21 protein-coding genes and 1 pseudogene are annotated in these 23,458 nt (G+C 65.4%); 5 read left to right on the forward strand and 17 right to left on the reverse strand.

Annotated features, from left to right (window positions below; all coding sequences use genetic code 11):
- Window positions 1-4 precede the first annotated feature (4 nt).
- From EJI01_RS25930 to EJI01_RS25975, 10 genes are read right to left on the reverse strand one after another with little or no spacing between them, the layout of a single operon-like run.
- Window positions 5-802, reverse strand: a complete 798-nt coding sequence (locus EJI01_RS25930) for an enoyl-CoA hydratase (RefSeq protein WP_126839995.1) — start codon at window positions 800-802, stop codon at window positions 5-7.
- Entirely contained in the window at window positions 799-2,256 is a 1,458-nt protein-coding gene (locus tag EJI01_RS25935; RefSeq protein WP_126840016.1) for an AMP-binding protein, read from the reverse strand. The genes EJI01_RS25930 and EJI01_RS25935 overlap by 4 nt, the downstream gene beginning before the upstream one ends.
- Before the next feature lie 14 nt (window positions 2,257-2,270).
- Window positions 2,271-4,049 (reverse strand): acyl-CoA dehydrogenase C-terminal domain-containing protein, encoded by a 1,779-nt coding sequence (locus EJI01_RS25940; RefSeq protein WP_126839996.1) that lies wholly within the window; start codon window positions 4,047-4,049, stop codon window positions 2,271-2,273.
- 16 nt (window positions 4,050-4,065) lie between these two features.
- A complete protein-coding gene (locus EJI01_RS25945; RefSeq protein WP_126839997.1) occupies window positions 4,066-5,250 on the reverse strand; it encodes an acetyl-CoA C-acyltransferase in 1,185 nt (394 codons plus the stop codon).
- Window positions 5,251-5,252: 2 nt separating this feature from the next.
- A complete protein-coding gene (locus tag EJI01_RS25950) occupies window positions 5,253-7,034 on the reverse strand; it encodes a long-chain fatty acid--CoA ligase (protein ID WP_185879061.1) in 1,782 nt (593 codons plus the stop codon).
- Window positions 7,031-8,227 carry an ABC transporter substrate-binding protein gene (locus EJI01_RS25955; protein WP_126839999.1) on the reverse strand — a complete coding sequence of 399 codons (1,197 nt, stop codon included), beginning with the start codon at window positions 8,225-8,227 and terminating at the stop codon, window positions 7,031-7,033. Before EJI01_RS25955 ends, EJI01_RS25950 begins: the two co-directional genes overlap by 4 nt.
- Before the next feature lie 15 nt (window positions 8,228-8,242).
- Complete coding sequence (locus EJI01_RS25960; protein ID WP_126840000.1) at window positions 8,243-9,025, reverse strand: ABC transporter ATP-binding protein; 783 nt, start codon at window positions 9,023-9,025, stop codon at window positions 8,243-8,245.
- Window positions 9,026-9,029: 4 nt separating this feature from the next.
- Window positions 9,030-9,794, reverse strand: coding sequence for an ABC transporter ATP-binding protein (locus EJI01_RS25965; protein WP_126840001.1), 765 nt, complete (start codon window positions 9,792-9,794; stop codon window positions 9,030-9,032).
- A complete protein-coding gene (locus EJI01_RS25970; RefSeq protein ID WP_126840002.1) occupies window positions 9,791-10,864 on the reverse strand; it encodes a branched-chain amino acid ABC transporter permease in 1,074 nt (357 codons plus the stop codon). Before EJI01_RS25970 ends, EJI01_RS25965 begins: the two co-directional genes overlap by 4 nt.
- Before the next feature lie 4 nt (window positions 10,865-10,868).
- A complete protein-coding gene (locus EJI01_RS25975; protein ID WP_126840003.1) occupies window positions 10,869-11,741 on the reverse strand; it encodes a branched-chain amino acid ABC transporter permease in 873 nt (290 codons plus the stop codon).
- Between the two features lie 208 nt (window positions 11,742-11,949).
- Between EJI01_RS25975 and EJI01_RS25980 the strand changes: the two genes are divergently transcribed.
- Together EJI01_RS25980 and EJI01_RS25985 are read left to right on the forward strand one after the other, a co-directional pair.
- Window positions 11,950-12,540, forward strand: a complete 591-nt coding sequence (locus EJI01_RS25980; RefSeq protein WP_126840004.1) for a TetR/AcrR family transcriptional regulator — start codon at window positions 11,950-11,952, stop codon at window positions 12,538-12,540.
- A gap of 15 nt (window positions 12,541-12,555) precedes the next feature.
- Window positions 12,556-13,083: a MarR family winged helix-turn-helix transcriptional regulator gene (locus tag EJI01_RS25985; protein ID WP_260602688.1), complete on the forward strand. Its 528-nt coding sequence runs from the start codon at window positions 12,556-12,558 to the stop codon at window positions 13,081-13,083.
- 160 nt (window positions 13,084-13,243) lie between these two features.
- Here the strand turns inward: EJI01_RS25985 and EJI01_RS25990 are convergent, their stop codons facing one another.
- A complete protein-coding gene (locus EJI01_RS25990) occupies window positions 13,244-13,612 on the reverse strand; it encodes a DDE-type integrase/transposase/recombinase (protein WP_409513984.1) in 369 nt (122 codons plus the stop codon).
- A 14-nt stretch (window positions 13,613-13,626) separates the two neighbouring features.
- Entirely contained in the window at window positions 13,627-13,824 is a 198-nt protein-coding gene (locus EJI01_RS28925) for a hypothetical protein (RefSeq protein ID WP_185879062.1), read from the reverse strand.
- Window positions 13,825-13,941: 117 nt separating this feature from the next.
- Between EJI01_RS28925 and EJI01_RS25995 the strand changes: the two are divergent.
- A pseudogene (locus EJI01_RS25995) lies at window positions 13,942-14,487 on the forward strand (IS630 family transposase); the annotation flags it as partial.
- A 529-nt stretch (window positions 14,488-15,016) separates the two neighbouring features.
- Here EJI01_RS25995 and EJI01_RS26000 read toward each other — a convergent pair.
- From EJI01_RS26000 to EJI01_RS26020, 5 genes are all read right to left on the reverse strand, one after another.
- Window positions 15,017-15,499, reverse strand: coding sequence for an adenosine-specific kinase (locus EJI01_RS26000; RefSeq protein ID WP_126840005.1), 483 nt, complete (start codon window positions 15,497-15,499; stop codon window positions 15,017-15,019).
- Window positions 15,500-15,639: 140 nt separating this feature from the next.
- The gene (locus EJI01_RS26005; protein ID WP_126840006.1) at window positions 15,640-15,849 is read right to left on the reverse strand and encodes a hypothetical protein; all 210 of its coding nucleotides are present in this window, start codon (window positions 15,847-15,849) and stop codon (window positions 15,640-15,642) included.
- Between the two features lie 450 nt (window positions 15,850-16,299).
- Window positions 16,300-18,039, reverse strand: a complete 1,740-nt coding sequence (locus EJI01_RS26010; RefSeq protein WP_126840007.1) for a SagB/ThcOx family dehydrogenase — start codon at window positions 18,037-18,039, stop codon at window positions 16,300-16,302.
- Between the two features lie 25 nt (window positions 18,040-18,064).
- Window positions 18,065-18,265 carry a DUF6494 family protein gene (locus tag EJI01_RS26015; RefSeq protein ID WP_126840008.1) on the reverse strand — a complete coding sequence of 67 codons (201 nt, stop codon included), beginning with the start codon at window positions 18,263-18,265 and terminating at the stop codon, window positions 18,065-18,067.
- Window positions 18,266-18,284: 19 nt separating this feature from the next.
- Window positions 18,285-18,929, reverse strand: a complete 645-nt coding sequence (locus tag EJI01_RS26020; RefSeq protein ID WP_126840009.1) for a 2OG-Fe(II) oxygenase family protein — start codon at window positions 18,927-18,929, stop codon at window positions 18,285-18,287.
- Between the two features lie 76 nt (window positions 18,930-19,005).
- On the opposite strand from EJI01_RS26020, the gene EJI01_RS26025 reads away from it, so the two are divergent.
- Complete coding sequence (locus tag EJI01_RS26025; RefSeq protein ID WP_126840010.1) at window positions 19,006-21,078, forward strand: thioredoxin domain-containing protein; 2,073 nt, start codon at window positions 19,006-19,008, stop codon at window positions 21,076-21,078.
- Between the two features lie 355 nt (window positions 21,079-21,433).
- Complete coding sequence (locus EJI01_RS26030) at window positions 21,434-23,212, forward strand: Rieske (2Fe-2S) protein (protein ID WP_126840011.1); 1,779 nt, start codon at window positions 21,434-21,436, stop codon at window positions 23,210-23,212.
- The last annotated feature ends 246 nt before the right edge of the window (window positions 23,213-23,458 follow it).

The raw sequence follows: 23,458 nt of genomic DNA on the forward strand, positions 1-23,458 counted from the left end.
TGTTTCAACGGCCACTCGGTAGCGGAAAGGCCGGCCCGATGGTCGAAAAGTCGGGTTTGCGCTTTTGCAGGAACGCGCTGAACGCTTCCTTGGCGGCGGGCTCCACCAGCATGCGCTTGAAGATCGAGCCTTCGTCGTCCATTCTCTGCAGTACCGCGGCTTGCTGTCCGCCTTTCATCAGCCGCTTGATCTCCACCAGGCTGCTGATGGGCTTCGCCGCGAGCCTGGCGGCTTGCCCTTGGGCATAGGCATTGACCTGGGACGCGGGCAAGACCTTGTTGACCAACCCGGTCTCCAGAGCGGCATCCGCGCTCAGGGGCTCGCCGAACAGCAAGGCTTCAGCCGCGCGGTGGTAGCCGAGTAGTTGCGGCAACAAGAGGCTCGAGGCAGCCTCTGGGCACAGCCCCAAATTGACGAACGGCATCGTGAAGGCGGCGTTGTCGCCCGCGTAGACGAGGTCGCAGTGCAACAGCATGGTTGTGCCGATTCCCACGGCAGGTCCACACACGGCAGCCAGCAGCGGCTTGGGGAATGCGGCGAGGGCGCGCATGAATGGAAACGCCGGTGCCTCGGAGTCCGTTGTCTGAGTCTTGGCGAAGTCGCCCAAGTCATTGCCGGCTGAAAATATGGTTTCGTGGCCTTGCAGGACGGCAACACGTATCGAGGGATCCGTCGCGGCCGCGCTCAACGCTTCTGTCAGTGCCGCGTACATGGCCCCGGTGATCGAGTTCTTTCTCTCCAGCCGGTCGAAGGAGATCGTGTAGACGCCCGCTTCAGCGCGCGTGAGAATGCCGTTGTTCATGAGGAAGTTCCATGTTGAAGGTAGCGGTCGCGCAACAGCTTCTTGTAGAGTTTGCCGGTCGCATGCCGCGGAAAATCGGACTCGAAATCGATGCTTTTGGGTGTCTTGCTCGGTCCGAGCAGTTCGCGGCAGCGCGCCATCAGCGCCTCCGCGACCGCCGGTCCGGATTGCTCGGGCCGCGCCGGCTGGATGACGGCCTTGACTTCCTCGCCGAACTCCTCGTTCGGAATGCCGAAAACCGCGGCGTCCGCGACGCGTGGATCCTGCAGCAGCACGTCTTCGATCTCCTGCGGGTAGATGTTGACGCCGCCCGAGATGATGACGAAGTCCTTGCGGTCGGTGAGATAGAGATAGCCCTCGGCATCGACATGCCCGATGTCGCCGAACGAGCGCCAGCCTTGCGGGCTGGTGGCGGCGCGGGTCTTGCCCGGATCGTTCCAGTACTCGAATTGGGCGTTGCTCTCGAAGTAGACCTGCCCGGTTTCCCCAGGCGGCAACTCATTGCCTGCGTCATCGAGGATGTGCAGGATGCCGTCCGTGGCTCGCCCGACGGAGCCCTTGTGCGTGAGCCATTCGCGTGAGGTGATTGCCGTGGAGCCGATGCCTTCGGTTCCGGAGTAGTACTCGTCGAGCACGGGACCCCACCAGTCGATCATTGCCTGCTTGACGTGGACCGGGCAGGGCGCCGCTCCGTGAACGGCGTGGATCATCGAGGCCGTGCTGTACCGCTCGCGCACCTGGGGCTCCAGGCGCAACAGGCGATGGAACATGGTTGGCACCCAGAGCGAATGCGTGCAGGCGAACCGGTCGATGGCGGCGAGGGCACGTTCGGCATCGAATTTCTCCATCACGATGCTGGTCGCGCCGAGATGGATGGCCGCTGACAGGAACCGGTTTGGCGCGCTGTGGTAAAGCGGCGAGGTGGAGAGATAGACCGACGATGCATCCAGGCCGAATCCGGCCGCAACCCCCGCGTTGCGGTTGTCGATGCCGTCGAATTCACCCTCGAAAGGCGGTTTGCGAACGCCCTTGGGCCGGCCCGTTGTGCCCGACGAGTACAGCATCTCCCGCCCGGGAGCGAGGAAGGGCGGTGCATCTTCCGATGCCGCAGCGAAGTGCGCGTGCCACCCGTCCATCGAAGAAGATGTGATGGCGACGCGGGCTTGCGAGTCTTTGACGATGTATGCGGAGTCCACCGCCGAAAGGCGCGTCGACATGAGCGTGTAGTACAGGCCGACGCGTTGCGCTGCCAGCGTGAGGAAGAGCAGCTCAGGCGAGTTCTCGAGGCACAGCGCGACGCAGTCATGCTGCTTCAAGCCAAGCGAGAGCAGCGCGTTGGCGGCTCGGTTGGCTTGGCGTTCCAGCTGGGCGAAGGTGAATGCTTTGCCGCTCTCCAGGAAGTGCACGGCCAGCTTGTTAGGGGTGGCGCGTGCGAAATGGCTCAGGTGATACATCCGGGCACGGACCTTCACAGCAGGTCGAGCGCGGGCTCCATGAGCGCGGACGATCCGGCCCGAATTTCCGCGCGAAGTGCCGCAGTCTGCGGCAGTATGCGCTGGAAGTAGAAGCGGGCGGTCGCGATCTTCGAAGCGTAGATCGGGTCTGTCGACTCGGGCTTGTTGATCGACACTTCGGCCATGCGTGCCCAAGTCCATGCAAGGGCCAGATGCCCGACCAGGCGCAGGTAGGGCACTGCCGCTGCTCCGCTCGCATGGGGGTCGTTGGCGGATGCGCTCACGAGCTCGGCCGTAAGCTGCCTGACGTCGGCAACCAGTTGGGCCAACGGTTCCGCGAACTCGCGCATGGCTTTGCGTGGCCCGCAGGTTTCGGCAAACGCCCCCGCCATGTCGAGAAGGGCGTTTATGCGCTTGCCATGGTCACCCAGCACCTTGCGTCCGAGCAAGTCCATGGCCTGAACGCCGTTCGTCCCTTCGTACAGTCCAATGATCCGGACATCGCGCAGGTGTTGCTCGACTCCGTTCTCGCGAACGTAGCCGTGGCCGCCGAACACCTGCATCGCAAGCAACGTGGACTCGACCCCGAGATCGCTGGCCATGGCCTTGACGACGGGAGTTAGCAGCCCCAGCAGCTCGCCGGCTTCGGCGCGCCGCGCCGCGTCGGGATGAAGCCGCTGCAGATCGCTGAGCTGCGAAGCCCACAACGCAAGTGCGCGTGCGCCTTCCACGTTGGCCTTCTGCGTCAGCAGCATGCGCCGCACATCGGCATGGCCGGCAATCGGATCCGCGCCCTGGTTCGACGATCTCGCGCCCGCCACACGGCCCTGCAGCCGCTCCTTGGCATAAGCCAGAGCCTTCTGGTACGCGGCTTCCATGACACCGATGGCGATGACGCCGACCATCACGCGCATGTAGTTCATCTGCACGAACATGCCGGCCAATCCCCTCTCGGCCTCCCCGAGCAGCCAGCCCGTCGCCCCGTCGAAGTTCATGGTGCAAGTCGAGTTGCCGTGGATGCCCAGCTTGTGTTCGATGGAGCCGCAGGTCACGGCATTGCGCGGACCCACGGCGCCGCTTGCGTCCGGGAGGAACTTGGGTACGATGAAGAGCGAGATGCCCTTGACGCCCTGCGGCGAATTGGGCATCCGCGCCAATACAAGGTGCATCACGTTTTCCGTGAGGTCTTGTTCGCCGCCGGAAATGAAGATCTTGGTGCCGCTGATGCTGTAAGTCCCGTCGGGTTGCGGGACGGCGCGGGTTCGAAGCAGGCCCAGGTCGGTGCCAGCGTTCGGTTCTGTCAGGCACATCGTGCCGGCCCACTCTCCGGAAGCGATCTTGGGGAGGTAGAGTGCCTTCTGCTCGGCTGAGCCATTGGCGGCCACATTGACGTATGTGGCATGCGACATGCCGGGATAGGCCGACCACGCCATGTTGGCGCCCCCGAACATTTCCGTGACAGCGGTGTCGACCACTGAGGGGAAGCCTTGGCCGCCAAACTCCGGGCTGCAAGCCAGCCCATGCCAGCCGTTCCTGGTGAACTCGTCGTACGCGTCCTTGAAGCCGGGCGCTGTCCGCACCACGCCTGGCGCGGGCATTGTGCATCCGTGCTGGTCACCCGCCGCGTTCAGCGGCGCAATCACATCGGACGCGAACTGGCCGGCGGCGGTGAGCACTTGGTCGATCGTGGCCGCGTCGAACTCCGCCTGGCCGCACGCCTCCATCATCGATGGGACCTGCAGCAGTTCGTGCAGAACAAACTGGAAATCGCGGAGGGGGCTCTGGTAATTCATCTTGCTGCTCCTTGCTTCAAGCGACTTCGAACAGGCCTGCGGCACCCATGCCGCCGCCGATGCACATCGTGACGACAACGTAGCGCGCGCCGCGGCGCTTGCCTTCGATGAGCGCGTGGCCCACCAGTCTCGAGCCGGTCATGCCATACGGGTGGCCGATGGTGATGCCCCCACCGTTCACGTTGAGAAGCTTGGGATCGATGCCGAGGCGATCGCGCGAGTAAATCACTTGGCAGGCGAAGGCTTCATTCAATTCCCACAAGCCGATGTCGCTCACCTTCAGACCATGGGTCTTCAGGAGCTTGGGCACCGCGAACACCGGGCCGATCCCCATCTCCTCCGGCGCCAATCCGGCGACGGCGATGCCGCGATAGATGCCCAGGGGCTTGAGCCCGCGTCGTTCAGCCACGGTGCGCTCCACCAGCACGCAGGCCGATGCGCCGTCAGAAAGCTGACTGGAGTTGCCGGCCGTGATCACGCCGCCCTCGACCACCGGTTTGAGATTTGCGAGGCCTTCGAGTGTCGTGTCCGGCCGGTTACCCTCGTCACGGTCGAGCCGCACATCCCGGTAAGTCACGGCGCCCGTGTCCTTGTCAATCACGGCCATGGACCCGGTGATCGGCACGATCTCGGCGTCGAACAGGCGCTTGTCCTGGGCCATCGCGGTGCGGCGTTGCGCTTCAAGCGAATAGGCGTCCTGCGCTTCGCGCGAGATGCCGTATTTCTTCGAAACGATCTCGGCCGTCTGGAGCATCGGGATGTAGGCGTGCTGGACCTGCGCAATGAGGTTCGCATCGGCCGTTTCCCCGACCCACTTGACAAACGGGTTCTGGACGGCGGAAATGTTTTCCTGCCCGCCGCCCACGGTCACATCCATCCCGTCGACGATGATCTGCTTGGCCGCCGTTGCGACGGCCATCAGGCCGGACGCGCATTGCCGGTCCATGGTCTGACCAGGAACTGACTGCGGCAGTCCCGCGGCCAACGCGGCAAGGCGTCCGATGTTCATGCCCGCCGTCCCGCCGGCCATCGCAGTGCCGATGACGACATCCTCGACTTCCCCGGGGTTGACGCCGGCTCGCTGGACGGCGTGGTGAATCGCGTGGCCCATCAGAGTGGGCGACTTGATGTTGTTTAATGCGCCGCGGAATGCGCGGCCGATGCCCGTGCGTGCGGTGGAAACGATGACAGCTTCTCTCATGATCAGACTCCAAGGGGTTCGGTAAAAAGGCCGGCGTATCGGCTCGCGACAACCGAGCGGTTCAGGCGCAGCGCGGGGGTGAGTTCTTCGTCGCCCTGGTGCAGCGAACGTGGGATGACGCGAATGGTGCGCACGCGATGGTTCTCGGGCAGGCGCCCGTTCGCGATCTCCACTTGCGCCGCGATGAGCGCAGTGATTTCGGGAAGGCCGAGCAGGCTGGCGTAGTCGGTGAAGGGCAGCCGCTGTTGCTGCGCATGCTTCCGGATCCGCTCCTCGTCGAGAGCGAGCAGTGCCGCCGAATGCCCGCCTTCCGCCGGCACGACGATCGCATCGGCGATGTAGGCGCTGAGCCGGAACGCATCCTCGGCAATCTCCGGGCTGATGGGTTCGCCTCGTGTTCCGACGGCGCGCGCGCGCAAGCGGCCGAGCAGACGCAAGCGGCCGAGTTCGTCGACACGCCCCAGGTCGCCGGTACGCAGCCAGCCGTCCGCCAAGGTCTCGGCGGCGCTCAATGTTCCGCGGACCCAGTAGCCCGGCCGCTGGATCGCGCCGCGCACCAGAACCTCGCCATCGGGTGCCAGCTTGAGCTGGGTGCCTGTCTCGAACGGTGAGGATGCGGTCTCCATCGAGCGACTGGCAGGAACGATCCTGCAGAAGCCGGCTTCGGCCATGCCGTAGCAGTCGAGCATGGGAACGCCGATTGCGTCGAACCAGTCGGCCACTTGCGCGGGGCTGGAGGCTCCGCCTGCGAGGGCGACCCGGAGGTTTCGCAAGCCCAGGGCGGAACGTATGCGCTCCCGCGTCCTGCGCTGCAGCCAGCCGGGTCTGCGTGCCGAAAGGCAGGAGGCGTATGCGGTCCGCGCAACCGGCACGGCCTCCTGCATGAACAGCTCGGTCATGCCTTGCAGCTTCTCGAAGAAGCGCGGGGCTGCGAACAGGAAGTGAGGCTCGACCTCGCCCATGTCGTTGAACACCGTGGCCCCGTTCTCCGGCAGGTGGAGCAGGGCTTCGTGCATGAGCATGGCCTTCTGGGCCAGCATGCGTTCGCCGTAGTGCGCGAGCGACATGATCGACAGGGCCCGGTCTCCCGGGCGCAGCTGCAGCCAATGGCTCACGACGCGCACTTCCCGCAAGAACTCGTGCTGTCGCCGGGCCACCAGCCGCGCCGGGCCGGTGCTGCCTGCGGTAGCCGCCAGGAACGCGATCTGTTCCCCCGAGCCCGCGTCGATGCGGCTGTCGAACAGCGCCGGTTCCCGGGCAGCGGCTTGCACCCCGCGGGCATGCCATTCGTCGAAAGTGCTGACCTGCGGGTCCGAGAAGCGCAGCAGCCCGCGTGTGTCGAACACTACGATGTGGCACAGGGCGGGACAGGTGTCGCGTACCGCAAGCACCTTCATCAGCTGGTCGGCGTCCTCCACGAAGATCACCCGCGTCCCGGCCTCCACGAGCGCATGCCCGACCTGCGCGGCCGTGCTGCACGGGTACATGCCGTGGGACACGAAGCCCATGGCCTGCGCGGCCATGTCGACAACCAGCCACCGGGGCCGGTTGTCCGAAAGGATGGAGACCACCTCGCCGGCCTGCAGCCCGGCCTCGGCCATCGCGAGTCCCACGGCCCGTGCCTCCGTGAAATAGCCGCTCCAGGGCAGCCCCTGCCAGATGCCGCGCTCCTTGTAGCGGAGTGCGGGCCGATCGCCCCATTGGGTGCATCGGCGCCGCCACAACTGCGGCAGCGTCGCGAGGCGCGCCTCGTCTGCGGCCAGGGATGCCGACACGTGGATCACAGGGCGCTCTTGGCCGGATCGACCACGCTGGACCGTGCAGTCCAGCGGCCTTGCACGACCTGTTCGACCCGCGTCCATTCGGGGTCGATGTGGTTGTTCGCGAAGCGCTGCGTGTCGTACGAAGCCACGCCCTTGAAGGTGGACGCCTGAAGCGCCTTCACCAGCTTCTCGGTCGTCAGGTCGCGGCCCGCATTGCGCACTTCCTGCAGGAACCAGCTGGTGTAGTCGTAGAAAGCAGCGGCCACGTCGTCCGGCTCCGCCTTGAAACGCTTGCGGTAGGCCTCGGCCCACGACTTCTCGGCGGCGGTGGCCTGGTCGGGCGTCGCGATGCGCCAGGTGCCGACGCCGTACACGCCTTCCATTGCCTCTTTGCCGAGGGCGACGGTGAGGCCGGCGCGGCCCGGGCTGGCGGTCAGCACGTTGACGCCGGCCAGGCCGAGCTTCTTCACTTCGGCCGCGACGGCAATGGTTTCGCGCGTCGTGGTTGCGCAGACAATCAGGTCCGCGCCCGCGGCCTGCATGCGTGCGACGTGCGAGGAGAAATCGAGATCGCCGACCTTGTAACTGGCTTCGGCGGCGAGCGGCATGCCCTTGGCTGCGAGCGCCGCCTTCACACCCCGTCCGACCAGGTCGCCGAAGGGGCCTTCCTGGTAGACGAAGCCGACCTTCTTGCTGCCCAGATTGGCGGTGGCCCACTTCACGGCGGCCGACGTCGTGCTGTCGTAGTTCAGGTTGGTCGTGAAAAGCAGGGGCGTCTGGCCGGCCGCCTGGCGCACGAGGCCCGAGGCTGCATACGGCGCGAAACAGACCACGCCGGCATCCACCGCCTTTTTGACCGTGGCCACGTTCGGTCCGGAGCCGAAGGGGCAGAGCAGGGCGAAGACCTCGTCCTTGCGGATCAGCTTGTCAACGGCACGCACCGCTTGTGACGGCTGGCTTGCGTTGTCTTCGATGACCAGCCGGAGCTTGCGGCCGTTGATGCCTCCGGCCTCGTTGGCCTCGTCGATGCGCATCTGGATGCCGTTGCGAATCACGGGCATGGCAATCGCCACCGGCCCGGAAAGGTCCAGGTGCGTGCCCAGGACGAGTTCCTTGTCGGCCACGCCCGCTGCGCGCGCGGATGGGGCCCACAAGGCGCCGGGTGCCACGGCGGCCAGGCTTGTCTTCAGGAGGGTTCGGCGATCGAGTGTCATGGCAGTGTCCTTTTCTCAGTTCCAGGAAGGGCGTCGCCGTGCCGGCCGGATCCCGCCAGCGACACCTTGCGGCAGGTGGTGCGAGGCACCACCCAGGTAAAACTCCTTGATGTCTTCGCGCCGGGAGAGGGCCTCGCAACTTCCAGCTGCAGCCACGCGCCCCAGTTCGATGACATAGCCGTGGTCGGCGGTGGCCAGCGCGATCGCCGCGTTCTGCTCGACCACCAGCACGGCGGTCTTGGTCTGCTCGCGGATGCGCTTGATGATCGCGAAGATGTCCTTGGTGAACAGCGGCGAGAGGCCCAGCGAAGGCTCGTCGAGCAGCAGCAGGCGTGGCCGTCCCATCAGCGCGCGGCTGATCGCCAGCATCTGCTGCTCGCCACCGGAAAGCAGGCCCGCCTGTTGGCGCTGGCGTTCGCGAAGGCGTGGGAACCAGTCGTACTTCTGCTCCATGTCCCGCGCGATCTCTGTGTCTCGCCTTGCGAACGCCCCCATGCGCAGGTTTTCCGCGATGGTGAGGAACGGAAATACCTGGCGACCTTCGGGCACCAGCACGACGCCGCCGCGAGCGACTTCATCGGCGTCCTTGCCGCCGATGGGCCGGCCCTCGAACTCGACGGTTCCGTTAGAGGGCGCGAGCACGCCGGCGATGGTATTGAGCAGGGTCGTCTTGCCGGCACCGTTGGCGCCCAGCACCGTGACGATCTGAGCGGCATGCACTTCGAGGCTCACGCCGTGCAGCGCTCGCACGGGTCCATACCATGTCTCGAGATTGCGGACGGACAGCAGAGCGGTCATGGGATCAGGTCCCCAGATAGGCCGCGATCACACGCGGATCGGCTTGCACCTGCGCCGGCGTGCCGTCGGTCAGGACCTGGCCCTGGTCCATCACCACCACGCGATTGGCCACGGCGGCGACCAGCGACATGTCGTGTTCCACCATCACCACCGTGACGCCCAGTTCGGCCTGGATGTCTTCGAGCCAGTACGCGAGCCTGCGTGTCTCCTCGGGGTTGAGCCCGGATGCGGGCTCGTCCAGCAGCAGCAACTGGGGCTCCGCGGCGAGCGCGCGGCCGAGCTCGACGACCTTGCGCACGCCGTAAGGCAGTTCCGCCACCGGCCGATGCCGGAACGGGGCGAGATCGAGCAGGCGCACGACGTCTTCGACACGTTCGCGCGAGAGGGCTTCCGCGCGCTGCACGGACGGCAGGTTGAACATCTGGGAGAAGAAATTGCCGTGGTTCGTGCGATGGCGGCCGAGCAGCAGGTTCTCCAGCACCGTCGCGCCTTCGAACAGCTCGATGTTCTGGAACGTGCGCGCGATGCCCTGGCGCACCACGTCATGCCGCGCCAGCCGCGAGATATCGTTCCCATTGAACCGGATGCTGCCGCTGCTGGCATCGAACACTCGGGTGATGAGGTTCAGCAGCGATGTCTTGCCTGCGCCGTTCGGGCCGATCACCGCGAGGATCTCTCCCGCGCGAACCGAGAAGCTCACGTCGCGCACGGCCTTGACGCCGCCGAAGGACAGGCTCAGGCGCGCGACCTCGAAGAATGCGGCATTCATCGGTAGCGCTCCGATTTCATGTAGACCTTGGTCTGGTGAATGCTGCTCTTGCGCACCCACGGGAATTCGGCGAGAACCTTGCGGATGCGAACCCAGCGGGAGTTCAGTCCGCCCGGCTCGAGCAGGACGAAGAAGCTCAGCACGGCGCCGTAGACGAAAAGCTCCAGCCCGAAGTGCGCGCCGAGTTTCGCGGGCAGCGCCTCCTTGAGCGAGGAGATGAACGAAGGCAAGAGGCCGATGAGGATCGCGCCGAGGATGGCCCCGCGCAGGCTTCCTAGTCCGCCGATGAACACCATCAAGACCAGCTGCAGCGACAGCGCCAGGCCGAAGGCTTCCGGCGTGATGTGCTGCATCTGGTGCGCGAGCAATGCACCGGCCAGGCCCGAGCACCCCGCCGAGAGGCTGAACGCTAGCACCTTGGTCCGCGCGACATCGATGCCCAGGCCCTGCGCAGCGGCCTCGGAGTCGCGAATCCCGATGAAGGCGCGGCCGGTGGCGGAGCGCATCAGGTTGACCAGCAGGAGCAGGACCACCGCCAGCACCACCAGGCAGAGGAAGTAGAAGGCGCGCGGACCGCCGAGGCTGAGCCCGAAAAGGGTCGGGTCCGGCACAGGCATCCCGCCGTGGCCCCCGGTGACGCTCTTCCACCGGCCGATCACATGCTCGGAGACGATGGCAAAGGCCATGGTCACCATGGCCAGGTGCAGCCCCGACACACGAATGGCCGGCATGCCGACGAGCAGCCCGCCGAGTGCCGCGCCCCCTGTGGTGAGGAGCAGCGACACCGGCAGCGGCACGCCCTGCGTCAAGAGAATGGTGTGGATGTACGCGCCGATGCCGACGAATGCCGATTGGCCGAGCGACACCTGCCCTGTGAAGCCGGTCAGCATCATGAGCCCGAGGCTCGCGACGCACATGATGAGGATGAATGTCGCCTCGCCGATGTGATAGGCCGGCAGCACCCACGGTGCGGCCACAAGGGCCAATGCGAGCAAGCCGTACGCAAGCCGCTCGGGCCTGCCGCGCAGCAGCCTGCGCCCGTCTTCGAATCCCGTTTCGTAGCGTGCCATTGCGTCAGACCCTTCGGCCGTGGCTTTCGCCCAGGATCCCGCGCGGATACAGGATGAGAACCGCAATGAGCACCAGGTAAGGCGCCACGTCTTTCACTCCATCGGGCAGGTAGACGCCGGCGAACTGTTCGATGAGGCCGATGAGGAGCCCGCCGACGACGGCGCCCGGTGCGCTGCCGAAGCCGCCGAGAACCAGGGCCGCCAGCGCCTTGAGCATGACGAACCACAAGCCCAGGTCGACCAGCGTGATGGGCGCAAGCAGCAGCCCGCACAGCGCGGCGATCGCGCCGGAGATGCCCCACACCAGGGAATTGAGGCGCTTCACGCGCACCCCGCACAGATACGCCGCCAGCTGGTTCTGCGATGTCGCGTGGATCGCTATGCCAAGCGTGGTGCGGCGCAGGAAATAGTAGAGGAGTGCCGTCACGCCCATGGCGGCGCCGACGATCACCAGGTTGAGCTCGGCCACCACGCTGCCGCCGATCTGCACGGCCTGCCCCGTCCACGGCGTGGGATAGCTGCGCGACTCCGGCCCGAAGAACATGCTGACGCCGCCGCGGATCATGAAGCCGATCCCGATGGTGAGCATGACGCCCGAGAACTGGGGGCGGCCGACGATCCTGCGCATGATCTTCGCTTCCAGCAGGAAGCAAAGCGCGGCCGAGATGCACAGCACGGCGACGAAGCTGAGCCAGAATGGAAGGCCCGCCGCGACGACCAGGCCCCAGCCGAGGAACGCGGAGAGCATCACCACGTCGCCCTGCGCGAAGTTGAGGACCTCGGTCGCCTTGTAGCTCAGAACGAGTCCGAGCGCGACGAGCCCGTAGATCGCACCGCTGGAGATGCCTTGCACGATCAGCTGGGTCAGTTGCGTCATCACATCATCCGGTTGGCGGTAAATAACGATCGTTTGGTAAACGGTGGTGAACTATAGGTTTGCGCTGGGGGCATCGTCAACATGGCGGAGCGGGTTTGCCGCAGGGGAAAACCCTCGGCAGCCGGCCGCGTGCGCTGATGGAGCTGATCCGTTTAGCAAACGATCGGCATGCTATGATCGGTGCTCTACGTTCTCCCGAGGCCCGTTCATGCGCTATCCGAAGACTCACAAAGAGGAAACCCGCAAGAAGCTGCTGGCGAATGCCCGTGCCATCGCCAAGAAAGGCGGCTTCGGAACCACCGGGGTCGATGACTTGATGGGAAGCATCGGCCTCACCGGCGGGGCGTTCTATGGACATTTCCCGTCCAAGGAAGCGCTGTTCGCCGAGCTCGTCGAACACGAGATATCGAACAGTACCGAGATGCTGGCCGGGGACCGGGACTCGCCGCCCGACCATGTCGCGAAGCGGTTGCGCAGCTATCTGAGTTCTTATCATGCGTTGCACCCGGAAACCGGATGCGTCCTGCCGGCGCTGGGGCCGGAGATCGCGAGGGCGGGGCCGGAGGTTCGTGCGTCGGTCGAGGAGGGCTTGAAGCGCTTGCAGAAGAGCTGGAGCTCGCGCATCGGCGATCCGGATGCAGCATGGGCGCTGATTGCCCAATGCGTTGGCGCACTGGTCTTGGCTCGCGCAGTTGAAACCGAGCGCACCCGCAAGGAAATCCTGGCCTCCAGCCGACGGTTCATCGACCAGACGCACGCACTGGACGATACGCCGGCGAAGCCCGCCAAAGGGCACTGACGATAGGGCTTGGCGTTGACCTCGCGCACCACTCCTGCCGATGCGCTGATGCGTGCGCCATCTACTCCGCAGGTGCGAGCGGTTCGCAGCGCCGGAGGATCAGCGCAAGTCGGCAGCGGACCTTTGGCGTGCACCATCACCAAGTTGCGCGATCTTTCGCGCATCGTCACGCAGCACTACGACTCGGAACTCGGCAAGGTCGCACTCACAACCACCCAATACTGGCTGCTGACCGAAGTCCTGGCACGTGGGCCGGTGCGCCCCTGTGACTTGGCAAAGGCAATGTCACTGGACCCGTCAACGCTGACGCGCAATCTGAGGACCTTGATCGCCACGGGATGGCTGCACCTTGGCCCGGGCGTCGACGGGCGCACACGCAGCGTGCGCCTCACCGTTTCGGGCCGCCGAAAGTGTGACGAGGGCCTACCTCACTGGATCACGGCGCAGGCCAGGGTGCATCATTTGATCGGGAGTCGAAATGCAGGCGCGCTGCGTTCACTTGCCGAAGACTGCTTGGCAAGCATGTCAGCAACAGATGAATGATGTGGCGACGGGATCTGAACGGCGTTCAAGCGTGGCCGGGGGCTCGAGTCTGGCCCGAACACCCGCACTGAAAAGCGCTTCGTAGGAAAAGGTGCTCAGGTGGGCTCTGGTGCAAATATTGGAAGTGGCCGTGTCACACCGCCACACTTCCCCGGCCGAATCAGGCCAAAAGCACAGCGTTCCAGATCGCAGGCGCAGCGTGGCCTTTCACCAGCAAGCGACTCAGATTGAACTGGCCTTTGCGGATGCGATGCAGCAGCTCGATTCCGGAGATCGTCACGGCCGCGCAATCGAAGCGCTTGAACCCGAGCATCGGGTTGATGCGTGACTTCACGCCACGATGGTCTTGTTCGATCATGTTGTTGAGGTATTTCGACGATCGCAACCGCGTGTCTTTCCAGCGTGGGCTCACCGCGGGCAATTCCCGCACCGCGCGGTGCGAGGCCGCGTAGCCATCCAATGTGATGCTCACTGGTGCTCGGCCTTGAGTCTTCAGTGCCTTGAGGAAGAACGCCTTGGCCGCCTTCACATCTCGATTGGCACTCAGGCGGAAGTCGAGTACCAGTTGTAGGTCGACTCTACCGCCACGCCGCGCAACGTACCCGAGCAAGATCGAAGCGCGGCCACGATGGCACCGAGATCATTGGGCAGGCGCTCGGCGAATATTGATCGATCCTGCGCATCGATCACCATCACGACGCTGTTGTTCGAATGCAAGTCAATCGCCGCGTACAGTTCCATGTCGATCTCCTTCGTAGGCGCCCTATGGTGAATCGCGCGCAAGCAAGAAGCGCCACCCGCTGCCGCGAGCGAGTGACTGGCCGTTGAACGGTGGGGTCTCTCGGGCTAGATGTTTATCAGATACAGGCACTGGACCGCACGCAGCCCTTGCTTCCCCTGGCGCCCGGCATCCCCGAGCGGCGCACCCATGACTACGAGCGCCATGGCACGACCACCCTGTTCGCAGCGCTGGACATTGCCACCGGAGCCGTCATCGGGGATCTGCATCGGCGCCACCGCAGCGCCGAGTTCCTACAATTCCTGCGCACCATCGAGGCCAACGTGCCGGTAGTGCTCGACGTCCACCTCGTGATGGACAACTACGGCACCCACAAGACACCTGCCATCAAGAATTGGCTCGCCCGGCATCCTCGCTTTCACGTGCATTTCACGCCGACCTCCGCGTCTTGGCTCAACCAGGTCGAACGCTGGTTCGCCACCCTGACGCAGAAGTACATCCGCCGCGGGACTCATCGCTCAACTCGTCAGCTCGAGCAGGCCATCAGGCACTACATCAAGGTCAACAACGACGACCCGAAGCCGTTCGTATGGTCCAAGACAGCTGATGACATCCTCGCAAGCGTCGAACGGTTGTGCTTGCGAACTTCTAACTCACGACACTAGAGCGATACGAGCCGAGCGCGGCACCGCTCAAGGCCTCTAGGGTCCGCCTTGCGCGCTCGTAGGCCGCGGACCCTAGATAGTCCGACGTGCCTAGCACGCTTATAGTTCCAGTGAATGCTGGCCACCCGTTCGCCTGGCCCAAGAACAACCTGTGCTGGTGGTCGAAGGTCACCCGAAGGCGACTTTCAGCGGTGGTAAGTTCGGCCTCACCGGCTGGAGGCAAGGGCTCGACGTAGGGTCTCCCTGGATTCGTTACGTCATGGAGTTGCTTGGCGATGGGCCGGTAGGCATCGATGAAGGCCGGTATGTCCATCTGGGCGAGGCTCCTCAGGGGGAATGGTTAAGGTGGCATCCTCAAGGTGCGCTTTCGGCAGACTCTAACGTGGGTCGGCGACGCGTCAGCGCCCAACGCTAAGAAAACTGGAAGGCGGTGACGAAGTTCCGCTCTTGGCCGATCCAAGCCGGTCGGTTGATCGGCTTGGATCGATCCTGTGCACCCGAGCCGAGTTGGACCGCATCCGCTCGTCGCTTAGAGCTTGTAGCCGAATTGGCGAAGCATCTTCTTGCGCGCGTCGACGTCGGATTCGGTTTCGATTCCCTTGCTCTTGACGCCGTCGACAACGCCGAGAATGCCTCGCCCGTTCCCGGTGTCGGCCACGATGACCTCCACCGGATTGGCCGTCGCGCAGTAGATGGTGCAAACCTCCGGCACCGCTTTGATCGTGTTGAGGATATTGACCGGGAATCCGCCGGTCATGAAGATAATGAAGCAATGTCCGCAACTCAGCGCCAGGGCATTCTTTTGCGCCAACTCGATGAGTTCCGCATCGTTCCCGGTCCGACGCACCAGGGCGGGTCCACTTGACTCGCAGAACGCGATGCCGAACTTCATCTGGGGCACTGTCTGCACGATCGCCTCATGCAGGTCCTCGATCGTCTTGATGAAGTGCGACTGGCCGAGGATGAAGTTGAGGTCCGTCGGCTTGTCGATCGGGACGGTTGTCAGTTCCATGGCAATCTCCTTTGCGTTGCACCCCTGCCGGGAGGGTCTGGTCCATCGGCGGCGGACTGATAACGGGCCGATCAATCCGATGGACGCTATGTGCCAAAGACCAGCACCTGGCTGCCATCGCAGGCGCCGGTTGGACCAGGTCAATCCGGACTGCGCACATGTCCCTCAATCTCGTCACGCGCATCCCCAAGCGTCAGGTACGCGCGAATCAGCGCCACTCGAACGACGTCTTGGTGAGTCTGCGCATCAAAGCTCCGATCGCTGCTCAGGGAATTGGCGGACACGGCTGCGGCAACGAGATGCACGGCTTGCGCAAAGCGTGCTTCGTCGATTTGGGATCTTTCGCTCATGGGCACCCTCCGGTGAAAGGGTTGGTGACATACCCGATGGGCGGGTAAGGGCCCCATCGTAGCCGAGACGCGCACCGACACGACATGCTGACACGCGACTGTACGCCTGCGCAGCGCGTTTCCCCGCGACGACGAGCGCGCCGTCACGCTGGCGTGACCTGTTTCCCACAAGTGCGCCACCGCCTGCCATGGGCCGCACCGACGGCGAAATGGCGCGGAACTCCCTGGCAGGGGCCGATAAGACCTTCGTGATGCAACGGTGGACTCAGTGGCTCATCCCGCCACGGGAGCTTCGCTCCAAGGGGTTCGCCCCTTCCTCCCGCATCGCCCTGAAACCCGCCTCGATGGCGGGTTCTTCGTAAGTCGCCAACATGTGCGTCGAGGTCACGTAGAGAGGCGACGAGCCACCCGCCCGGCGATGCTCGCCTCGCGACCTCCGCGCTCGTTGCGTCACGCGAGGTCTGCGCCACGCCTCAACTCCTCCGCATGCGCACCGTAGGGCGCCAGCGTGGTCAGCCGCCTGTCCTGCACCGGGCCGCCGACCGTGAAGTGATAGAGCGACTGGAACTCCAGGTCGCTGAAACCGAATACCTGGTGCACCGGGTCGTCGAAGAAGCAGCCGATGCCCGTGGCTCCGATGCCCGCCGCTTCGGCTTCCAGGTACAGCACCTGCCCGATCACGCCGGTTTCCCAGAAGAGCAGGCGATAGAACCAGGGCCCGTGCGTGAACAGGGCGTCCCGGTACTCGGCGATCATGCCGAGCGAAAAGACCCCGTCGCCCGCGATGTCCTGCGAGCAGCTCACTTGCGTCGCGAGCTGTCTCGCATCGCCGCTTTCCAGCCTGTGAAGGGGAAGGTCCGCCGGGCATCCAGGGGGCTTGGACCAGTCGAAGTGCCGATGCATGGCGCGCTTCAGCTTGTCCAGTTTGGCCGGGTCGCGCACGAGTACGTACAGCCCCGGGTCGAGCCCGTCCACCCGATGAACGAACAAGGCGAGGTGAATGCGCGGCTCCCAGGCCATGGCATCCCAGGGCAACGGCCGCCGGTTCGCCTCCAGTTCCACGCGCGGCATCACGCGCGCGAGCATGGCGTAGAAGCGCTCGGCCGTGATCGAAGTCCGGCCGTCGCAGGCCAGGAGGCTGCGCCGCTGGCGGATGATCCTGCCCGCCGACGGCCCGTTCGGGAACGCTGCGCTTCGATGCGCCGGGGCTGGCGCGTCGAACAGGTCCAAGCCATCGCGCTCGCCGGTCGGTTGGCGTGAGGCGAGCGTCACCTCGTCGATGACGGCCCAGTCGACCGGGTCGTCGCGGCTGAGTCGGTTCGCCGTTCCGCACCAGTCTTGTTGCGTGAGCTCGCGCACCAGCAGCGAATCCAGGCCGAGCGGCAGCGTGCGCTGCGCGCCTGCACACCACCGCCCGGCCGCCTCGTTCGGCCAGACGAGCATGACGAGCTCCGGCTGTTCGCGCTCGGCGCCTGCGAAGTCCTCGGCCCGGTTCAGCCCCACCAAGGCTTCGATGCTTTCATCGGCCAGGCCATGGAGCACGACAGCGCTCCATCCCAGGGTCCCGGCTGCGATGCGAAGCGTGCCGATGGCATGGCCCGCGTCGTGCTGGCAATAACGGAACGCGCGTTCGCCGTACTTCCACGCTTCGCGCCAGTGGATGGACGAGAGTCCGACCAGAAAGGCCTCTGGGGGAAACTCTCGCATCAGCTGCGCGAACCACTCAGCGGAGGCGTTGGCACGCCGTTCCAGACCGTGCTCTCTGGGCGCGTAGTGGTACAGGCCGGGCGCGGGCGCCAGCCCGGGAACCGCGCCGATCAGCAGATAGCCCTCGGTGGGATGCAGGTTGCCGCTCGAAGGGTTGCTGCGCAGCGCCCAACGCGTGCCGCCCGCCTGCTTCCAGGCCGACAGCGCAAGTGCGTACTCGAACAGCCGCGACAGCGAGCGGACCGTGAGCGGCGCGCTCGGCACCGCGCCCCGACGATAAATCTCCTCGTAGGGAGGCGACAACGGCTCCTCGTCCGCGCCAAGGATGGGCAACTGCATGAGCGGCGCCCCCTCGTAACGGCGGAACGGGTTGGGTTGGTTCACCCAGTCCAGGGTGCCGGCGGAGCGCGCATAGCGGTGGAACTGGTGCTTGGTGCGCTCGTGATAGCGCAGCACCGCCTCGAGCTTGTCGGCGTCGTGCATCTCAGCGGTCGCCGGCGGCGGAAGCTCAATGCAGCTTGATCTCGCCGTCGAACCCGACCTTGAGCCCGAGCGCCGAGATCTCCAGGGTCATGGTGGCGGCAAAGGTCTCGTCGCCGGTACCAGTGGCAACGGCCTTCGCCACCGCCTGCTCGATCTCGCGCTGCGAGTTGACGCCGACCATCTTGAGGAACTTGCGAATGCTGAGGTTGAGTGTCTCGTCGTCCATAGGGGTCTCCTGGCTGGTGTTACCAGAGCGGTTTGCTCAACTGCTGGGTGAACGAAGAGAACATCACGTTGAAACTGACGCTGATTCGTTCTTCCTCGCTCAGGTTGGCATCGACGGAGTGCTCCAGAAAGGAGGGAAACATCAGAAGCGCTCCGTTGCGTACCTTGACCACCACCTGGTCGGTGTTGTCCGCCGTCAGCTCCACGACTGGGGGCCTGATGACCGCGGTCTGCCTTCTCGGGTCATGAAAGTTGATGGTGTCTGAGCCCGGTTGGGTGCGCACGTAGTAGACACCGCTCAGGAAGTTGTTGGGGTGGCTGTGAATCTTGTGTGCAGCGCCCTTGGCCAGAACGGTGGCCCAGCAGGCTGTGATCTCGAACGCGTCATGGCCGATTCGCAGAAATCGCAGGATGCTCGTGACACCGCGACGGACACACGAAACCAGATCGCGAAAGTCCTCGCGTTCATGCAGCGCCTGCCCCGACTGCCAACCGCGGCCGGCTTCAAGTGACGGCAGGCCGCGCCGCATGTCGGCCAGCGCTGCGAGGATGCTTTGTGCCAGCGCATCGCGCAAGCTGGCCTCGATCTGGACTTTCCAGACCAGGCTGGGAAACATCGGAATAACATCCGAGGTTTCCATCCACCGGTTGCTTTCCTGGACCATGGCGCACCTTCGATAAAGCATAGGCGAAAACGATGGTGAGCGTTCCCGGAAAAACTCCGACGCCGGGTCGCTGTCCATGACTTCTCGCACGCCACGCCCTGCGGACCGCCCCGCCAACCGCCTGGCCCGCGAGACCAGTCCCTACCTGCTGCAGCACGCGCACAACCCGGTGGACTGGTACCCATGGGGCGAGGAGGCGTTCGCCAAGGCGCGCGCCGAGGACAAGCCGATCCTGCTGTCGGTGGGCTACGCCACCTGCCATTGGTGCCATGTGATGGAGCGCGAGAGCTTCGAGGACGTGGGGCTGGCGCGCCAGTTGGCCGATGGCTTCGTCGCGATCAAGGTCGACCGCGAGGAACTGCCCGATGTCGACCACGTCTACATGAGCGCGCTGCAGGCGCTCACCGGCCGCGGCGGCTGGCCGATGAACATGTTCCTCACGCCGCAGCTTCAAGCCTTCTTCGGCGGCACGTACTTTCCGCCGCGATCGCGCCAGGGCATCCCCAGCTTCTCCGAGGTGCTCGCCGCCGTGCGCGAGGCCTGGGTCCACCGGCGGGGTGACATCGATCGGGAGGCCCAGACGCTGCTCGATCTCGTGCGCCGCGGCACGCGCTTCGCGGCCCGTGCGCCGGCCGATGACATGCACCGGCGAGCCGTGGGCCAGTTCGCCTTGCGCTTCGACGCAACGCGCGGGGGCTTCGGCAGCGCGCCCAAGTTTCCGCAGACGCCGCTGCTGCAGTACCTGCTGACGCTGGCCACCTGCGGCGACGGGAGCGCGCGCACGATGCTCGCGACGACACTGCACCACATGGCTGCCGGCGGAATGTACGACCACGTCAGCGGTGGCTTCGCTCGCTACTCCACCGACGAGCGCTGGCATGTGCCGCACTTCGAAAAGATGCTGTACGACAACGCCCAGCTCGCGCGCGTGTATGCCGGCGCCTTCAGGCTGACCGGCGAAGAGAGGCTGCGCCTTGTCGCCGAGGGCACATTGACGTACCTGCTGCGCGAGATGCACCCCGCGGCTGCGCCGGCAGCCTACGCTTGCGCGCAGGACGCCGACGCCGAGGGTGTCGAGGGCAAATTCCACGTCTGGACGCTGGCCGAGTTCCGCGCCGTGCTCGGCGCCGATGCACAGGCCGCGGCGCGTCTGCATGGCGTGACGGTGCAGGGCAACTGGGAGCACGGCACGAACGTGCTCGAGCGCCGCGATCCGGAAGGCGTACGCGTCGAACTCGACCTGGAACCCGAGGCCTTCGCGTCCTGGGAACGCTCGGTGCGCGAGCGCCTCTACGCCGCGCGTGCCCGGCGCGCCTGGCCGACTACCGACGACAAGGTGCTGGCCGACTGGAACGGCATGGCGCTGCGCGCATTTGCTGAAGGAGGGCGGCTGCTCGGGCGCGACGACTTCGTGCAGGCGGCGCGAGAGCTCGCGCGCTTCCTGCTGGCCACCATGGTCCGGGATGGGCGGGTCCACCACGCCTGGCGCGACGGCACGCTGCGCGACGAGGGGTACCTCGCCGACCACGCGCAGCTCGGGCTCGGCCTCGTGGAACTGCATGCAGCCACCGGCGAGCTGAAGTGGCTGAACACCGCGCTCGACCTGTGCGGCGGCATGGTCGAGCGCTTCCATGATGCGGTCGAAGGCTTCTTCGACAGCGCGTCAATCCAGCTGCCGATGCGGGCGCGGGACCTCTACGACGGCGCGGTGCCCTCGGGCACTGCGGCGGCGTGCGAGCTATTGCTGCGACTGGCAGGTCCCTTTGAACGCAACGACTGGGCCGACATCGTCCGCGCGGCGCTCGGGGGATACGGCGCGTTGGTGGAGGAGGCGCCGATGGCCGCGCCGGCGCTGCTGCACGCACAGCTGCTGGCCGAGCACGGGGCTGATCTCGCGATCCCCGCGGGACCAGACAGCGAACGCCTGTGGGCGACGGCGCAGTCGGCGTTCGCGCCACTGGTCACGCTCTTCCATGGTTTTCCAGGATCGATGCCGCTGCTCGAAGGTCGGATCGCGGGCGCGGCCTACCTCTGCCGAAATGGCAGCTGCGAGCTGCCGGCGCGATCGGTCGAGGCGCTGCGTGAGCAACTGGCAAAGGGGTTCTCTGGCCTTGCCGGCAAGTTCGCAGCATCGGACGGCGTTGCTTGAGGGTTGCAGCCGAGCCATCGGCTCAAGAGAAGGCCGGCGATCGTTCAACACGCGGAAATTGGGCCGACGATGCCCTTGCGCCGACGGTTGCACGCGGCTTCGACCCGCCGATGCGTACTGGAATGCCGGAAAGCGGTCGTCGACGACCGTCGGCTCTTAGCCGATAGTGTAATTTTGCGGGCGGAGTTGGCATAGAGTCAGCGGTGTTCAGACGGCCGCTGTGTGAGTACCCGCCTTTTCCCTTCTATGGCGGAAGAGGCGATCCGAATTCGGCTTCGAGCTTCCACTGCCGGCCCGACAGCCGGCATGAGGCAAGATGATCGGTCGAGCGGCTTGACAGCCGGAGGAACGAGCGATGAATAGAGCCGAGACCAAAGAGGGTGACAGGTTCGTACGCGTCGGCACGCTCGAGGAGCTCGCCGCGCGGCGCATGACCGTCGTGAGCGGCGGTCATCCTCCGATCCTTGTCATCGCGGACGGTGCGCGGTGCTATGCAGTGGACAACCGCTGCCCGCATCTCGGCTTTCCGCTTCAGCGTGGGACGCTCGAGGACGGCATTCTCACTTGCCATTGGCATCATGCGCGCTTCGATGTCGCGAGCGGGGGTGGCTTCGACTTATGGGCGGACGACCTGCCGACCGCCGCAGTCGAAGTGCGTGACGATGAAGTATGGGTGTCGACCACGTTGCGCTATGCCGACGGGCAGACGCACTGGCGCAATCGACTGCGCGACGGGATGGCGCACGATCTCGGGCTGGTGATCGCGAAGGCGATCCTCGGCTTGCGCGCGCAAGGCGTGCCGCCGCTCGACCTGATCCGCGAAGCGGCGCTCTTCGGAGCGCGCGGACGTGAGGATTGGGGGGCGGGGCTCACGGTGCTCACTGCGCTCGGCAATCTCGTGCCTGTCCTGCCGGAAGAATCGAGCTATCTCGCGCTCTACAAGGGCATCGCGAAAGTCGCCAAGGACTGCGCGGGACAGCCCGCAAGGCGCACGGGCCAGCCGCTCGACCCGCCGCCGTCGGCCGAGACGCTTGCGCGGTGGCTGCGCCATTGGACTGCAGTGCGTCACCGCGATGCGATCGAGCGAACCGTTCTCGCGGGCATCTCAGCTCGACTGGCCCCCGCCACGCTCGCCGAGATGCTGCTCGCTGCCGCCACCGACCGCGTGTTTGCCGACGGCGGCCACACGCTGGACTTCATCAACAAGGCATTCGAGCTCCTGGATCTGATTGGCTGGGCGCACGCCGACGCTGTACTCCCCACGACGGTCGAACATCTCGCGAGCGCCCGCGGCGCCGAGGAGTCCACTGCCTGGCGCCATCCGATCGATCTCATCGCCCTTTCGGCCGACGCGGCGGCAGAATTCCCGTCGGCGATTGCGATCGGCGGACGCAGCGCACGCCGGTGGGGTGGCACGATCGCACTTGCCGAGGCGTTCCTCGGCGACAGCCCCTCCGCCATAGCGCAGGCGATGATCAAGGCGATCGCTGAAAATGCCGCGCCACCCGACCTCGGCCGCGCCCTCGCCTACGCTGCGGCATTGCGCGTCGCCCGGTTTGGAACCTCGAACGAGCATTCGGACTGGGAAGCGGCCCATCACGCCTTCACTTACGCCCATGCGACCCACCGCATGCTGGCGCGCCTTGCGGCCGGCGGCCACCCACCGACCGCCGAAAGCCTGCGCGCGGTGTTGCACGGTGCAATGCACGTTTATCTGCTGCGCTTTCTCAACGTGCCGCCCGCGCGCTTGCCTGGCGAAGGCGACGACCGGCTCGACGATCTGCCAGCGGAAACCGAAGCGCTCGAGCGCGGATTCCTCGATGCGCTCGACCGGCACGGCGGCGTGGAGATGGCCGGGCGTTACGTCGCCCGCCATCTCACCCTCGGCCACGATGCCGGCGCGCTCATTGCGACGCTAATACAGGCGGTGCTGCGGGAGGATGCGGGCTTCCACAGCTATCAGATGCTCGAGGCGAGTATTGCGCAGTTCCGTGAATGGGGTCCCACGCCTGAAGGGCAACGCATTCTTTACGCCGCAGCGCGCTACCTCGCCGCTCACTCTCCGACGGAGCGGGCCGATTTGCAGACGGCTGTGGTCGCGCGCAAGCTGGCGCGCGACGAGAAGCTGTACTAGTGGACGGACGGTGGCGTATCACGGCACGATGCTGACGGGCGTTCCTGCGCCAACTCGGTGCATTCCACCGGCATCGCCATAGTTGACCACTCATCCGAACGGCGGGCGTGGCTATCTTGGGTAGGAGGTTAGCGCGCATCCCGGAAGCCGACCTTGGCGAGTGACAGCAGATGGCCCAATTCTGTTGAAAAACTCGATGTGGCTCCCAGTGGGACCGTTTCTGGGGTCATTGACCCCTTAACCACT

The organism is Variovorax sp. MHTC-1 (genome assembly GCF_003984645.1).
Taxonomy (GTDB): Bacteria; Pseudomonadota; Gammaproteobacteria; order Burkholderiales; family Burkholderiaceae_C; genus Variovorax.